The sequence below is a fragment of the Achromobacter sp. MUI-25009338 genome, assembly GCF_057359325.1.
This window is the reverse complement of record NZ_CM170627.1, coordinates 1,577,548-1,590,141: the sequence shown is the minus strand read 5'-3', so window position 1 is coordinate 1,590,141 and position 12,594 is coordinate 1,577,548. Positions and strand designations below refer to the sequence as shown.

General features: G+C 69.3%; 14 protein-coding genes. 12 read left to right on the top strand and 2 right to left on the bottom strand.

The genetic code is table 11. The features are described 5' to 3' along the window. On the top strand, positions 1-810 hold the full coding sequence (locus AC1IQ6_RS07545) for an SDR family oxidoreductase (protein ID WP_485866077.1): 810 nt from the start codon (positions 1-3) through the stop codon (positions 808-810). Positions 811-816: 6 nt separating this feature from the next. Here the strand turns inward: AC1IQ6_RS07545 and AC1IQ6_RS07540 are convergent, their stop codons facing one another. Both AC1IQ6_RS07540 and AC1IQ6_RS07535 read right to left on the bottom strand, forming a co-directional pair. Next, a complete protein-coding gene (locus AC1IQ6_RS07540; RefSeq protein ID WP_102776248.1) occupies positions 817-1,476 on the bottom strand; it encodes a thiopurine S-methyltransferase in 660 nt (219 codons plus the stop codon). A gap of 86 nt (positions 1,477-1,562) precedes the next feature. Then, on the bottom strand, positions 1,563-2,630 hold the full coding sequence (locus tag AC1IQ6_RS07535) for an aldo/keto reductase (protein ID WP_485866076.1): 1,068 nt from the start codon (positions 2,628-2,630) through the stop codon (positions 1,563-1,565). A gap of 279 nt (positions 2,631-2,909) precedes the next feature. Between AC1IQ6_RS07535 and AC1IQ6_RS07530 the strand changes: the two genes are divergently transcribed. From AC1IQ6_RS07530 to ycaC, 11 genes are all read left to right on the top strand, one after another. Further along, positions 2,910-3,872: an AraC family transcriptional regulator gene (locus AC1IQ6_RS07530; RefSeq protein ID WP_209165770.1), complete on the top strand. Its 963-nt coding sequence runs from the start codon at positions 2,910-2,912 to the stop codon at positions 3,870-3,872. Between the two features lie 130 nt (positions 3,873-4,002). Further along, positions 4,003-5,304 (top strand): alanine racemase, encoded by a 1,302-nt coding sequence (locus tag AC1IQ6_RS07525; RefSeq protein ID WP_485866075.1) that lies wholly within the window; start codon positions 4,003-4,005, stop codon positions 5,302-5,304. Between the two features lie 3 nt (positions 5,305-5,307). Next, a complete protein-coding gene (locus AC1IQ6_RS07520) occupies positions 5,308-5,976 on the top strand; it encodes an amino acid ABC transporter permease (protein WP_102776252.1) in 669 nt (222 codons plus the stop codon). An 11-nt stretch (positions 5,977-5,987) separates the two neighbouring features. Then, positions 5,988-6,638, top strand: coding sequence for an amino acid ABC transporter permease (locus AC1IQ6_RS07515; protein ID WP_102776253.1), 651 nt, complete (start codon positions 5,988-5,990; stop codon positions 6,636-6,638). Then, positions 6,625-7,365 (top strand): amino acid ABC transporter ATP-binding protein, encoded by a 741-nt coding sequence (locus AC1IQ6_RS07510; protein WP_102776254.1) that lies wholly within the window; start codon positions 6,625-6,627, stop codon positions 7,363-7,365. The genes AC1IQ6_RS07515 and AC1IQ6_RS07510 overlap by 14 nt, the downstream gene beginning before the upstream one ends. Before the next feature lie 24 nt (positions 7,366-7,389). After that, the gene (locus tag AC1IQ6_RS07505; RefSeq protein ID WP_102776255.1) at positions 7,390-8,175 is read left to right on the top strand and encodes a transporter substrate-binding domain-containing protein; all 786 of its coding nucleotides are present in this window, start codon (positions 7,390-7,392) and stop codon (positions 8,173-8,175) included. Between the two features lie 30 nt (positions 8,176-8,205). Then, positions 8,206-8,553 (top strand): RidA family protein, encoded by a 348-nt coding sequence (locus AC1IQ6_RS07500; RefSeq protein ID WP_013395491.1) that lies wholly within the window; start codon positions 8,206-8,208, stop codon positions 8,551-8,553. Positions 8,554-8,621: 68 nt separating this feature from the next. After that, positions 8,622-9,656, top strand: a complete 1,035-nt coding sequence (locus AC1IQ6_RS07495; protein WP_102776257.1) for a M14 family metallopeptidase — start codon at positions 8,622-8,624, stop codon at positions 9,654-9,656. A 25-nt stretch (positions 9,657-9,681) separates the two neighbouring features. Further along, positions 9,682-10,770 (top strand): LacI family DNA-binding transcriptional regulator, encoded by a 1,089-nt coding sequence (locus AC1IQ6_RS07490; protein ID WP_102776258.1) that lies wholly within the window; start codon positions 9,682-9,684, stop codon positions 10,768-10,770. 106 nt (positions 10,771-10,876) lie between these two features. Further along, on the top strand, positions 10,877-11,824 hold the full coding sequence (locus tag AC1IQ6_RS07485) for a LysR substrate-binding domain-containing protein (protein ID WP_102776259.1): 948 nt from the start codon (positions 10,877-10,879) through the stop codon (positions 11,822-11,824). A 117-nt stretch (positions 11,825-11,941) separates the two neighbouring features. Beyond that, positions 11,942-12,568 (top strand): isochorismate family cysteine hydrolase YcaC, encoded by a 627-nt coding sequence (gene ycaC / locus AC1IQ6_RS07480; protein ID WP_102776260.1) that lies wholly within the window; start codon positions 11,942-11,944, stop codon positions 12,566-12,568. Positions 12,569-12,594: the final 26 nt, after the last annotated feature.

The following is a 12,594-nucleotide window of genomic DNA, read 5'->3' as shown; positions in this document are numbered from 1 at the left end:
ATGCCTTATGGAAAGCCGCAAGCAAGCCGGCCGCGCCGCGATCCCGGCGCGCGCTTCAGCAACCAGACCGCCATCGTGACCGGCGCCGTGGGCGGCATCGGCTCGGCCATCGTCGAAGGCTTCCTGGCCGAAGGCGCGCGCGTGGGCCTGATCGACTTCAATTCGCAGGCCGGCCAGGCCTACGAAAAAGCGCTGCGCCAGCGCGGCCACGAAGTCTGTTTCGTGCATGCGGACGTGGCGCGCTACGAAGACTGCCAGGCCGCCTACGACCGTCTCGCGCGCGAGCTGGGCGCGGCGGACATCCTGGTCAACAACGTCGGGATCTCGCCCAAGACCGACGGGCGCGCGCTCAAGGTCTGGGAAATGCCGCCGCAGGAATGGGAAGCGGTGGTGTCGGTGAACCTGAACAGCGTGTTCTACATGACCCGGCTGGCCGCGCCGCACATGGTCGGGCAGCGGCGCGGGCGCGTCATCAACATGTCGTCGGTGGCCGGCAAGGCGTACTGCGACATCGTGGCCGCCCACTATGCGGCGACCAAGGCCGCGCTGATCGGACTGACCCGGCATTGGGCCGCCGAACTGGGCGAGCACCAGGTCACGGTCAACGCCCTGGCGCCCGGCCGCATCGACACCCCCTTGCTGCGCACCGTGCCCAGGGAAATCAACGACGCCGTGGCGCAGGCCACGGCGCTGCGCCGCCTGGGCACGCCGCAGGAAGTGGCCGACGCCTGTCTGTTCTTCGCCTCGGACCAGGCGCGCTTCGTCACCGGCCAGGTGCTGGACGTGGCCGGCGGATGGCTGATGACCTGAGGCCGCTCAGCCCTGCGCGCCCAGGTGGTACACCACCGTGTCGAGCCGGCTCACGCCCGCCGCCTGGAACTTGGGGTCCTTATCCAGGATGTCGCGGCGGTCGATGATCCGGGCCGGCGACACGGCCTCGAACAGCGCCTGCACCTCGCTGTCGACCACCGAGAACGGCGGCCCGGCCATCTCGTCCTGCGGATAGTCCAGCGTGATGAGCAGGCCCTGGTAGGCGGGCGACAGCTGGCCGTACACGTGGCGCACGTAATCGGCCCGCATGGTCTCGGGCAGCGCCACCAGCGCCGCGCGGTCGTAGGCGCCGACGCAATGCGACAGGATCTGCGCGTCCAGCTTGAAGATGTCGCCGCAGATGATTTCGATGTTGCCGGCGACGTAATGCTTGCCGTAGATGGACTGGTGCGTGAGCGGCTTGAGTTCGTTCTCATCGAAGAACTGCTCGACCGCCAGTTGCGACAGCTCCACGCCCAGCACCGGGTTGCCCTGCGCCGCCAGCCAGATCATGTCCAGCGACTTGCCGCAAAGCGGCACCAGCACCCGGCCCTGTTTGGGCACGCCCAGGGCCGGCCAGTATTTCTGCAAAAGCGGCGTGACCCGCGATTGATGAAAGTGCGTGCGCCCTTCGCGCCACCGCTGCAGCCAGAATTCTGCTTCCATACCGAGTCTGCTCCTCCTGTGAGTCGGCGCGGACCCGGCCGGGACCGGCGCACCAGGCGCCTGCGTCCCGCGCCTGCGGCCCGCGCTTATGGGTGTGGAGCATTGTAGTTCGGCGCGGCCGAATCGATGAGCTGCTGGCGCCGGTACTCGCCCTGGCGCACGTGCATCCAGCCGGGATACTCGGACGGCAGCGCGCTGACCTGGTCCAGCGCGGCCAGTTCTTCCTCGTCGAGCCGGATGCCGCAGGCGGCGAGGTTGTCGTCGAGCTGGTCCAGGCGCTTGGCGCCGATGATGACGCTGGTGACCACGCGCTGGTGCAGCAGCCAGGCCAGGGCCACCTGCGCCACAGACACGCCGCGCGCCTCGGCGATGCGCCGCAGCGCGTCGATGCAGTCGTAGGCCCGCTCGCGGTCCACCGGCGGGAAATCGAACACGGCGCGGCGGCTGCCGGCCTCGGCCTGGCCGTCGCGGCCGACCTTGCCGCTGAGCAGGCCGCCGGCCAGCGGGCTCCACACCATCAGCCCCACGCCCTCGCTTTGCAGCATGGGCGCGATCTCGCGCTCCAGGTCGCGGCCCGCGATCGTGTAGTACGCCTGCAGCGACTCGAAGCGCGCCAGCCCCAGGCGCTCGGCGATGCCCAGCGCCTTCATGATCTGCCAGGCCGCCCAGTTGGATACGCCCACGTAGCGGACGTGGCCCTGCTGCACCAGATTGTCCAGCGCCCTGACGGTTTCCTCCACCGGCGTGGCCGGATCGAAGCCGTGGATCTGGTAGAGGTCGATGTGGTCGAGCTGCAGGCGCGCCAGGCTTTTCTTGACGCCGTCCATGATGTGCGCGCGCGAATTGCCGCGGGCGTTGACCCCGGCCCCGGTCTGGCCGAAGACCTTGGTGGCGATGACCACGTCGTCGCGCGCCACCTTCAGGTCGCGCAGCGCCTGGCCGGTGATGATTTCGGAGCGGCCCTCGGAATAGACGTCGGCCGTGTCGATGAAATTGACGCCGGCCTCCAGGGCCCGGCCGACCAGCCGGTTGGCGTCTTCCTGCTGCAGGCGGCCGATCTTGCTCCACAGTTCGCCCTCGCCGCCGAAGGTCATGGTTCCCAGGCACAGCTCCGAGACGAACAGGCCGGTGCTGCCGAATTTCTTGTACCGCATGGTGCGCTCCTTTCAGGACAGGGCGGACGGCTTGCCCGCCGCGACCCGGACAGTATGCGTCCGACGGCGCGCGCCGGCGCTGCTCGATACTGTCCGCTTTTTGCCTGATTCTCCGGCATGGGTCCGCGGGCCGGGCCGGCGTATCCATTCCTCCGGTTTTTTTGCCCATTTCTCCATCGCGCGCGGCAGCCATTACCGCAACGGCCAGCTTGGGCCTACACTGGCATAACCCGATTCTCTGCCTCCGCCGCCGCCCGGCGCGCTTCCGGAGCCTCCCCCATGCCGCTGACCACCGCCCTGGCCGCCGATCGCGCCGGCCTCCCGCCCGCCGTCGAATACGAGCCCGCCCGCCGCGAGCTGCTCTGCACGCTGGACCGCATGACCGGCGACCTGGAAGGCTCGCTGGACACGCCCATCGAGGGCCTGTACCTGCACCGCCTGTCGCAGCCCACCGGCGCCAAGCCCGGCTTGCAGCGCGCCGCGCTGGCCGTGATCGCGCAGGGCTCCAAGCGGCTGCTGATCGGTGACGAGAGCTACGAGTACGACCCCTTCCATTACCTGATTTCCTCGGTCGACCTGCCGGTGGTGGCCAAGGTGTCGGTGGCCAGCCCGGCCCTGCCCTACCTGGGGCTGCGCCTGGACCTGAACCCCGAGGAAATCACCGAGCTGATCAGCGACGAGAACCTGCCCGCGCTGGCGCCGGCCGAGGCGGCGCGCGCGCTCAGCGTGAACCCGCTGGGCGGTTCGCTGCTCGACGCGGTGCTGCGGCTGCTGCGCCTCCTGGACACGCCGCGCGACATTCCCATCCTGGCGCCCATGGTCAAGCGCGAGCTGCTGTACCGCCTGCTGATGAACGGCCAGGGCGTGGTGCTGCGCCAGTCGGTGCTGCAGGACAGCCAGCTCAACCGCGTGGCCAAGGCCATCCGCATCCTGCGCGACAACTTCGCGCAGCCGCTGCGAGTGGAAGAAATCGCGCGCGACGTGCACATGAGCGTGTCTTCGCTGCACCATCATTTCAAGCAGGCCACCGCCATGAGCCCGCTGCAATACCAGAAGCAGCTGCGCCTGCAGGAGGCGCGCCGGCTCATGCTGACCGACGACGCCGGGGTGGCGCTGGCGGCGCACGCCGTGGGCTACGAGAGTTCGTCCCAATTCAGCCGGGAATACAGCCGCCTGTTCGGCACGCCGCCCCTGCGCGACAAGCAGCGCTGGAAGGACGAAGCCGCTTCCGCCGGCGCCTGAGCGCGCCGCACCGGGCTAGGGATAGCCCTAATTCTTGATTTGACAACGTTACCATTAGACTGCCGCCTGGCGAATGACAACGTTGTCATTCATCCTCTTTTTTCTTTGTTTTCCGACACTCGGCGGCCGCATGAATCCCTTCCTGGACACCCTGCTCGACACCCCACTGGACGACACCTACCGCGGCGTACCGCCCGGCGAGCCGGCCGTCGCGCTGCGCGCCGTGGCCTCGCGCGGCTGGCAGCCCAGGACCGGCAACATGGCCCTGCCGGTCCTGACCATGGACGAGGCCGCCTTCGACCACAACGTCGAACGGATTTTCGGCTACGCCCGCAGCCACGGCGCGGCGCTGGCGCCGCACGCCAAGACGCCGATGTCGCCGCAGATCGTGCAGCGCCTGCTGGACGCCGGCGCCTGGGGCGCCACCGTCGCCAACCTGCAGCAGGCCGCCGTGCTGCTGCGCGCCGGCGTGCGCCGCCTGATGCTGGGCAACGAGATCGGCGGCGCCGCCAGCGGCGCCCGCCTGGGCAAGCTGCTGGCGGCCTATCCGGATGCGCGCATGCTGATGTTCGCGGACTCGGCCGCCACGGTCTCGGCGCTGGCCGCCGCCGCCGCACAGGCCGGGCGCGCGGTGGAGGTGCTGGTGGAGATCGGCGGCGGGCGCGCCGGCGCGCGCGACGATGCGGCCGTCGCCGCCATCCTCGACGCCGTCGCGGCCCACGGCGGCAAGCTCGCCCTGGCCGGCGTGGCCACCTATGAAGGCGCCGTCGCCACCTCGGACCCGGCCGCCACGGCGCAGAACATCGCCGCGCTGATGCAGCGCGCCGCGCGCGCCTTCGGCCAGGTGCGCGCGCTGGCGCCGCAGGCGCCGCTGGTGCTCACCGCCGGCGGCTCCGCCTTCTTCGACCACGTCGTGCAGGCCGCCGCCCCGCTGCTGGCGCAGGACGGCAACGCCCAGCTGGTGCTGCGCAGCGGCGCCATTTTCTTCCACGACCACGGCGCCTACGAGCGCGCGCTCAAGGCCATGGACGCGCGCGCCGGCTTCCAGGTCGACGGCCAGGCCCGCCAGGCCGCCGCCGACTTCCGGCCGGCCCTGCGCCTGTGGGGCGAGGTCCTGTCGCGTCCCGAACCGGGGCTGGCGATCTGCGGCTTCGGCATGCGCGACGTGTCCTACGACCAGGACCTGCCCGTGCCGCTGGCGGCCTACCGCGATGGCGCGCCCCTGGCCGGCTGGGACCCCGCCGGTCGCGTCACCCGGCTCAACGACCAGCACGCCTTCCTGGCCGTCGCGCCCGACAGCGCGCTGGCGCCGGGCGACGTGATCGAGTTCGGCATCTCGCACCCCTGCACCTGTCTGGACCGCTGGCGCGTCTTCTTCGGCCTGGACGCCGACGGCCGGGTGCAATCCGCCTACCGCACGTTCTTCGGGTAAGCCATGCAGCAACTGAATTTCCAACAGATCTGGCGCTACCGCGAACAGCTCTGGCAAGGCATGCAGGTCACGCTGGAGCTGACGGCCATCGCCGTCGTCGCCGGACTGGCGATCGGCCTGGCCGGCGCCCTGCTCACGCGCCACGGCCCCCGGCCCGTCAAGCTGTTCCTGCGGGCCTATGTCGAGGTGTTCCGCAACACGCCCTCGCTGATCCAGCTTTTCGTGGTGTTCTTCGTGCTGCCCGGCCTGGGCCTGCGCATGCCGCCCTTCGTGGCCGCGGCGGTGGCGCTGAGCCTGTATTTCGGCGCCTACGCCATCGAGATCCTGCGCGCCGGGCTGGACTCGATTCCGCGCAGCCAGGTCGAGGCCGGCCACTGCCTGGGCCTGACGAGCTGGCAGGTCTACCGCCACATCGTGCTGGCGCCGGCGCTGCGCAACGTCTATCCGGCGCTGGGCACGCAACTGGTCATCCTGCTGCTGGGCACCTCGCTGGCCTCGCAGGTTTCCGCCGAAGACCTGTTCCACGCCGGCAGCTTCATCGAAAGCCGCACCTATCGCAGCTTCGAGGTCTATGCGGTGATCTGCGGCATTTACTTCACGCTGGTGCTGATCACCAAGGCCGTGCTGGCCCTGGCCGGCAGCCTGGCCTTCACCTGGCCCGTGCGCCGCTAGGAGCCTTGAGCATGCGTACGTTTTCCTGGAGCGATTTCGCCTCCCTGCTGAGCGCCCTGCAATGGACGGTGGCGCTGGTGCTGATCGCGCTGGCCATCGGCGCGCCGCTGGGCCTGGGGCTGGCGCTGCTGCGCAGCCATCGCGCCGCGCCGCTGCGCTGGCTGGCCGCCGTCCTGCAGCAACTGGTGCAGGGCGTGCCGCTGCTGGGCCTGCTGATGTTCTTCTACTTCGGCATGCCGGTATTCCTGGGCGTCGAGGTGCCGGCGCTGACCGCCGTCAGCGTGGCCTTCATCATCTACACGGCCGCCTTCCTGGGCCAGATCTGGTATGGCGGCATCCAGGCGGTCAAGCACGAACAATGGGAAGCCGCCGCCTGCCTGGGCCTGTCCAAATGGCATCAGTTCCGCCACGTGATCGCGCCGCAGGCGCTGCGCCTGTCGCTGCCGCCCACCGTGGGCTTTCTGGTGCAGCTCATCAAGGGCACCTCGCTGGCCTCGGTGGTGGGCTTCGTGGAACTGGCCCGCGCCGGGCAGATCGCCAGCGCCGCCACCTTCCAGCCCCTGCTGGTGTATTCCTGCGTCGCGTTGCTGTACTTCGCGGCGTGCCTGCCCCTGACGATGTGGGCGCGTAACCTGGAGGGCCGCATCCATGGCGCTCGTTGAAGTCTCCAATGTCCACAAACGTTTCGGCGCCAACGCGGTGCTCAACGGCGTCTCGCTAGAAGTCGACGAAGGCGAGATCGTCACCATCATCGGCCGCTCCGGCTCGGGCAAGTCCACCCTGCTGCGCTGCCTGAACGCGCTCGAGACCGTCGACGACGGCGACATCCGCATCGGCGGCGAACGCGTGCACGCCGCCATGCCCGGCCTGCGCCAGTTCCGCCAGCGCGTGGGCATCGTGTTCCAGCAGTTCAACCTGTTTCCCCACCTGAACGTGGAGCGCAACATCACGCTGGCGCCCACGCTCAACGGCAAGATCGCCAAGTCCGAGGGCCGCGCGCTGGCGCTGGACGTGCTGCGCCGCGTCGGCCTGGCCGAAAAGATCGACGCCTATCCCGCCCTGCTGTCGGGCGGCCAGCAGCAGCGCGTGGCGATCGCCCGCTGCCTGGCGATGGCGCCGCAGCTGATGCTGTTCGACGAGGTCACCTCGGCGCTCGATCCCGAACTCGTGGGCGAGGTGCTGAAGGTCATGGAAGACATGGCGCGCCAGGGCATGACCATGGTGCTGGTGACCCACGAAATGGCCTTCGCCCGCAACGTCGCGTCCAAGGTCGTGTTCATGCACCAGGGCCGCGTGTGGGAACAGGGCCCGCCCGCCCGGCTCTTCGCCGATCCCCAGACCCCCGAGCTGCGCCAGTTCATCGGCACGGCCGCGCCGACCGCCCATTAAGGCATACACCACCGGAGCCATCCCATGAAACTCTTCGCCAAGCTGGCCGCCGCCGCGGCCGTCTGCCTCTCCCTGGCCGCGCCCGCGGCGGCCGCCGACAAACTGCAGGACGTGCTGGACGCGGGCAAGCTGCGCGTCGGCGTCCTGATGGACGCCGCCCCCTGGGGCTTCAAGAACGCCAAGGGCGAGGCCGACGGCCTGGACATCGACATGGCCAAGCTCATGGCCGCCGACCTGGGCGTCAAGCTCGAACTGGTGCAGCTCACCGGCGCCAGCCGCATCCCCAGCCTGCTCGCCGGCAAGGTCGACGTGCTCATCGCCGCGGCGGGCGCCACGCCCGAACGCGCCCAGCAGGTGATGTTCTCGCAGCCCTACGCGGCCGTGAACCTGGGCGTCTACGGCGGCGAAGGCCTGCCGCAGGCCAAGACGGCGGCCGACCTCAAGGGCCGCAGCATCGCCGTCGCCAAGGGCTCCACGCTGGACATCTGGCTGACCGACAACGCCCCCGAGGCCAGGCTGGTGCGCTTCGAGGACACGCCTTCGGCGGTGGCCGCCTACCTGGCCGGCCAGGCCGAGTCGTTCGCCGAGAACAGCGCCATCGCGCTCAAGGTGGCCGAGGACAATCCGGCCAAGGCGCCCCAGCTCAAGTTCCTGATCCGCCAGTCGCCGGCGCATGCCGCGGTCCAGCAGGGGCAGCAGAACCTGCTGAACTGGATCAACACCTTTCTCTTCTCCAACCGCATGAACGGCAAGCTCGCGACGCTGCAGGAAAAGTGGTTCAAGGAAGCCCAGACCCTGCCGCAGATGTAATCCGGGCGCGCCCGACTACCGAGGATACGCATGATCAAACGCTACAAATCCGGCTCGCGCATGAGCCAGGCCGTGTCGTACAACGGCTTCGTGTTCATCGCCGGCCAGGTGGCCGACAACCGCCAGGGCTCGCTGGAATCCCAGACCCGCGAAGTGCTGGCCAAGATCGAGGCGCTGCTGGCCGAGGCCGGCAGCGACAAATCGCGCCTGCTGGCGGTGGACGTGTTCCTGCCGGCCATCGGCGACTTCGACGCCATGAACCGCGTCTACGACGCCTGGATCGATCCGGCCAATCCGCCCGCCCGCGCCTGCGTCGAAGCGCGGCTGGCAGATCCCGACCTGCGGGTCGAAATGACGGCCGTCGCCGCGCTGCGCTGACACGCCGCGCCCCCACTCGACACTCCACTCCACTTCGCGCCGCCGCTGGCGGCGCCGCAGCTCCCTCCATGCATACCGGCCTGTTTCACGAGATCGATTTCGACGCCGACGGCAAGGCGCTCAGCTTCCTGGGCACCCCCTATTCGGTGGACCGCTCGCCCTACTACCAGATCAAGACGCCCGTCTGCCGCATCCGCAACGGCAGCGGTCCGCGGGTGCTGCTCATGGCTGGCAACCATGGCGACGAATACGAGGGCGAAGTCGCGCTCGGCCGGCTGATACGCCGCCTGTCGCCGCAGCAGATCCGCGGCGAGGTCACCATCCTGCCGCTGGCCAACCTGCCCGCGGTGATGGCTGCGCGCAGACGCTCGCCGCTGGACGACGGCAACCTCAACCGCGCCTTTCCCGGCGCGCCGGGCGGCACGCCAACTGAAAGGCTGGCGCACTTCCTGGAGCACGAACTCTTTCCGCGCCATGACGTGGTGTTCGACATCCATTCCGGCGGCACCTCGATGGCCCACCTGCCCACCGCCCTGATCGAACGCCAGGACGACCCCGGGCGCATGGCCCGGGCGCTGGACCTGATGGGTTCGCTGGGCATGGCCCATGCCTTCGTGGCGGCCAACGGCCGCGAGGCCCCGACCTCGATGGCCGCGGCGGCGCGCGCCGGGGCCATCGGCATCAGCGGCGAATTCGGCGGCGGCGGCACGCTGACGCCGGCCAGCCTGGCCGCCACCCAGCGCGCCATCGACAACCTGCTGCAGAAGCTGGGCGTGACCGACGCGCCGGTGCTCGGCCCCCACGCGCCCGCCGCCCCCGGCATGCAGCTGCTGGAGCTCGACAGCCACGAGCAGAATATTTTCGCCACCCGCCGGGGCTGGTTCGAACCGGCCGTGGACATCGGCGCCCACGTGCGCGCCGGCGACGTCGCCGGCTACTACCACGACTTCAACCGGCTCGACGCCGACGAGCAGGTGCTGCGCTTCCGGGCCTCGGGCATCGTCATCTCCAGGCGGCTGCATACCGATTGCGAATCCGGCGACAGCCTGATCCAGGTCGCGCGTCCGATCGCCCGGGCTGATATCCTGACGGATGCCGCCTGATTCAGGAACCCGCCATAGACACCGCATGACCCAACGGCCCGCGTCCCTCTCCGCTCCCACCTACGACGACGTGCTGCGCGTGCAGCCCCACGGGCGCGCCGCGCCGGCGCGCCCGGCCCTGCCCGCCAGACCGCCGCGGATCGAAGAGGTGGCCAGGCTGGCCGGCGTCTCGCCCATCACCGTATCGCGCGCGCTGCGCCAGCCGGACAAGGTCGCCAAGGAAAAGCGCGAGCGCATCCTGGAAGTCGTGGCGCAGACCGGCTATGCGTCCAACCCGCACGCCCGCGCCCTGCGCTCCGGCCAGTCCAGCGTGGTGGCCGCCTTCGTCTCCAACATCCTGAGCCAGCAGTTCGCGCTGGCGGTGCAGGGCTGCGCCGAAGTGCTCGAACCCCAGGGCTACCAGCTCATGGTGGGGCAGACCTCGTACTCCTACGCCAAGGAAACCAGCATGATCGCGTCGCTGCGCGCCCTGCGCCCGGCCGCGGTGCTGTTCACCGGCGTGATCGAACTGGAAGAAAACCGCCAGTCGCTGCACGAGCTGGGCATTCCCATCATGGAAACCTGGGCCTATCCGCGCGATCCCATAGACATGCTGGTGGGCTTCTCCAACTACGACGGCGGCGTAATGGCGGCGCGCCACCTGGCCGAACGCGGCCACCGCCGGGTCGCCTTCGTGGCGCGCCAGGGCGGTCGCGGCGAACTGCGCCGCCAGGGCTTTCGCGCCGCGGCCGCCGAGTACGGCCTGGAAGTCGTGGCCGAGCTGGCCGTGGACCATGCCCAGACCATCGCCGACGGACGGGCCGCGTTCGCGCGCCTGGCCGCGCTGGGCCGGCCGTTCGACGCCGTGTTCTGCGCCAACGACCTGCTGGCGGTGGGCGCGCTGTTCGAAGCGCGCGACCGCGGCCTCGCCATTCCGGGCGAGATCGCCATTCTCGGCTTCGGCGACACCGACATCGCCGGCGAGATCGAGCCCGGCCTCACCACCATCGGCGTGGACAGCCGCCGGCTCGGCGTGCGCGCCGGCGAATTGCTGCTGCAGCGCCTGAACGGCCAGATGCCGGCCTCGCGCCAGGAAGTCTTTCCGCTGACGCTCAACCTGCGCGCCAGCACCTAGTGTGCTGGCGCATCCCGCATCGCGGAATCGGCGCGGCTATACGCCGCGCCCGCCGCCGTTATATGCTCGACCCGACGTCCTATTCTCAGAACGATCGGGAGCCTGCATGCATGATCTGAATGACCTTTTCTATTTCGTGCAGGTCGTCAAGAACGGCGGGTTCGCCCCGGCCGGCCGCGCGCTCAACATCCCCAAGTCCCGCCTCAGCCGCCGCATCGCGCTGCTGGAAGAGCGGCTGGGCGTGCGCCTCATACAGCGTTCCACGCGCAGCTTCGCCGTCACGGACCTGGGCCAGGAATACTTCGAGCAATGCCTGTCCATGCTGGCGGGCGCCGAGGCCGCCCAGGAGGTCATCGACCGCACCCGCGCCGAACCGCAGGGCACCATCCGCATGGCGGCGCCGCCCGCGCTGATCTACTACTTCCTGGGCGATCTGGTCGCCCGCTTCATGGTCCAGTGCCCCAAGGTCCATGTGTACCTGAAGAGCTTCAGCCGTCCCGTGGACGTGCTGCGCGAAGGCTTCGACATCGCCGTGCGGGTGCGCTTCGGCCCCATCGAAAGCAGCGACCTGGTCATGAAGCCGCTGGGCATGAGCTGCCAGAGCCTGGTGGCCAGCCCCGAGCTGGCCCGCCGCATCAATCTGCCGGCCGACCCTCATAGCCTGAACCAATACCCCACGCTGGCGCTGGGCACCGAGCAGCGCGAATCGCACTGGCATCTGGACGGCCCCGACGGCGCGCGCCTGGTCGTGCCGTTCAGCCCGCGCCTGGTGACCGACGACATGCTGGCCCTGAAGCGGGCGGCGCTGCGTGGCGTGGGCATCGTGTCCCTGCCGCTATTGATGATCTGCGAAGAGATCGAAGCCGGCACGCTGGTGGACGTGGGCGCGCCCTGGCAACCGGAACCGGGCAGCGTCCACGCCATCTTCCCATCGCGCCGCGGCCTGCTGCCCGGCGTGCGGGACCTGCTGGATTTCATGAGCGCCGAATACCAGGAAGTGGTCAGGCGGGAACACAGCGCGAGGCAACTGCGCGACGGGCCCATCGCCAAGTGATCCGGACGCATATCGTCCGATGAGTGAAACGCAGAAACTCAAATTCACGCCTTCCGGACAGCCCGCGTTGCCCCTAGGATAGTTAACTCCGCCTTCCACTTCCCCTAGGAGCATGCCATGACCAAACCCTATGTGAAACTCGACAAGTCCCAGGCCGCCGTGCTGCTGGTGGACCACCAGGTGGGCCTGCTGTCGCTGGTCCGGGACTTCCAGCCCGACCAGTTCAAGAACAACGTCCTGGCGCTGGCCGACCTGGCCGAATACTTCAAGCTGCCCACCATCCTGACCACCAGTTTCGAAGACGGCCCCAACGGCCCGCTGGTGCAGGAATTGAAGGACCAGTTCCCGAAGGCCCCCTACATCGCCCGTCCGGGCAACATCAACGCCTGGGACAACGAAGACTTCGTCAAGGCCGTCAAGGACACCGGCAGGAAGCAACTGATCATCGCCGGCGTGGTCACCGAGGTCTGCGTCGCCTTCCCCGCGCTGTCGGCGCTGGAAGAAGGCTTCGACGTGTTCGTGGTGACCGACGCCTCGGGCACCTTCAACGAGGTGACGCGCGACGCGGCATGGCGCCGCATGGAAGCGGCCGGCGCGCAGATGATGAGCTGGTTCGGCGTCGCCTGCGAACTGCACCGTGACTGGCGCAACGACATCGAGGGGCTGGGCCGCCTGTTCTCGAACCACATCCCCGACTACCGCAACCTGATGGCGGCCTATTCCACCGTCAAGGGCAGCAAATAAGGCGGCGCTACGGCGTATATAGGGCA

Bases quoted from the DNA above. Each gene is read 5' to 3' on its own strand.
- AC1IQ6_RS07525 (WP_485866075.1), top strand. From the start codon at position 4,003: ATGAATCCCTTCCTGGACACCCTGCTCGACACCCCACTGGACGACACC.
- AC1IQ6_RS07515 (WP_102776253.1), top strand. From the start codon at position 5,988: ATGCGTACGTTTTCCTGGAGCGATTTCGCCTCCCTGCTGAGCGCCCTG.
- AC1IQ6_RS07535 (WP_485866076.1), bottom strand. From the start codon at position 2,630: ATGCGGTACAAGAAATTCGGCAGCACCGGCCTGTTCGTCTCGGAGCTG.
- AC1IQ6_RS07545 (WP_485866077.1), top strand. From the start codon at position 1: ATGCCTTATGGAAAGCCGCAAGCAAGCCGGCCGCGCCGCGATCCCGGC.
- AC1IQ6_RS07510 (WP_102776254.1), top strand. From the start codon at position 6,625: ATGGCGCTCGTTGAAGTCTCCAATGTCCACAAACGTTTCGGCGCCAAC.
- AC1IQ6_RS07495 (WP_102776257.1), top strand. From the start codon at position 8,622: ATGCATACCGGCCTGTTTCACGAGATCGATTTCGACGCCGACGGCAAG.
- AC1IQ6_RS07500 (WP_013395491.1), top strand. From the start codon at position 8,206: ATGATCAAACGCTACAAATCCGGCTCGCGCATGAGCCAGGCCGTGTCG.
- AC1IQ6_RS07540 (WP_102776248.1), bottom strand. From the start codon at position 1,476: ATGGAAGCAGAATTCTGGCTGCAGCGGTGGCGCGAAGGGCGCACGCAC.
- AC1IQ6_RS07485 (WP_102776259.1), top strand. From the start codon at position 10,877: ATGCATGATCTGAATGACCTTTTCTATTTCGTGCAGGTCGTCAAGAAC.
- AC1IQ6_RS07530 (WP_209165770.1), top strand. From the start codon at position 2,910: ATGCCGCTGACCACCGCCCTGGCCGCCGATCGCGCCGGCCTCCCGCCC.
- AC1IQ6_RS07520 (WP_102776252.1), top strand. From the start codon at position 5,308: ATGCAGCAACTGAATTTCCAACAGATCTGGCGCTACCGCGAACAGCTC.
- AC1IQ6_RS07505 (WP_102776255.1), top strand. From the start codon at position 7,390: ATGAAACTCTTCGCCAAGCTGGCCGCCGCCGCGGCCGTCTGCCTCTCC.
- AC1IQ6_RS07490 (WP_102776258.1), top strand. From the start codon at position 9,682: ATGACCCAACGGCCCGCGTCCCTCTCCGCTCCCACCTACGACGACGTG.
- ycaC (WP_102776260.1), top strand. From the start codon at position 11,942: ATGACCAAACCCTATGTGAAACTCGACAAGTCCCAGGCCGCCGTGCTG.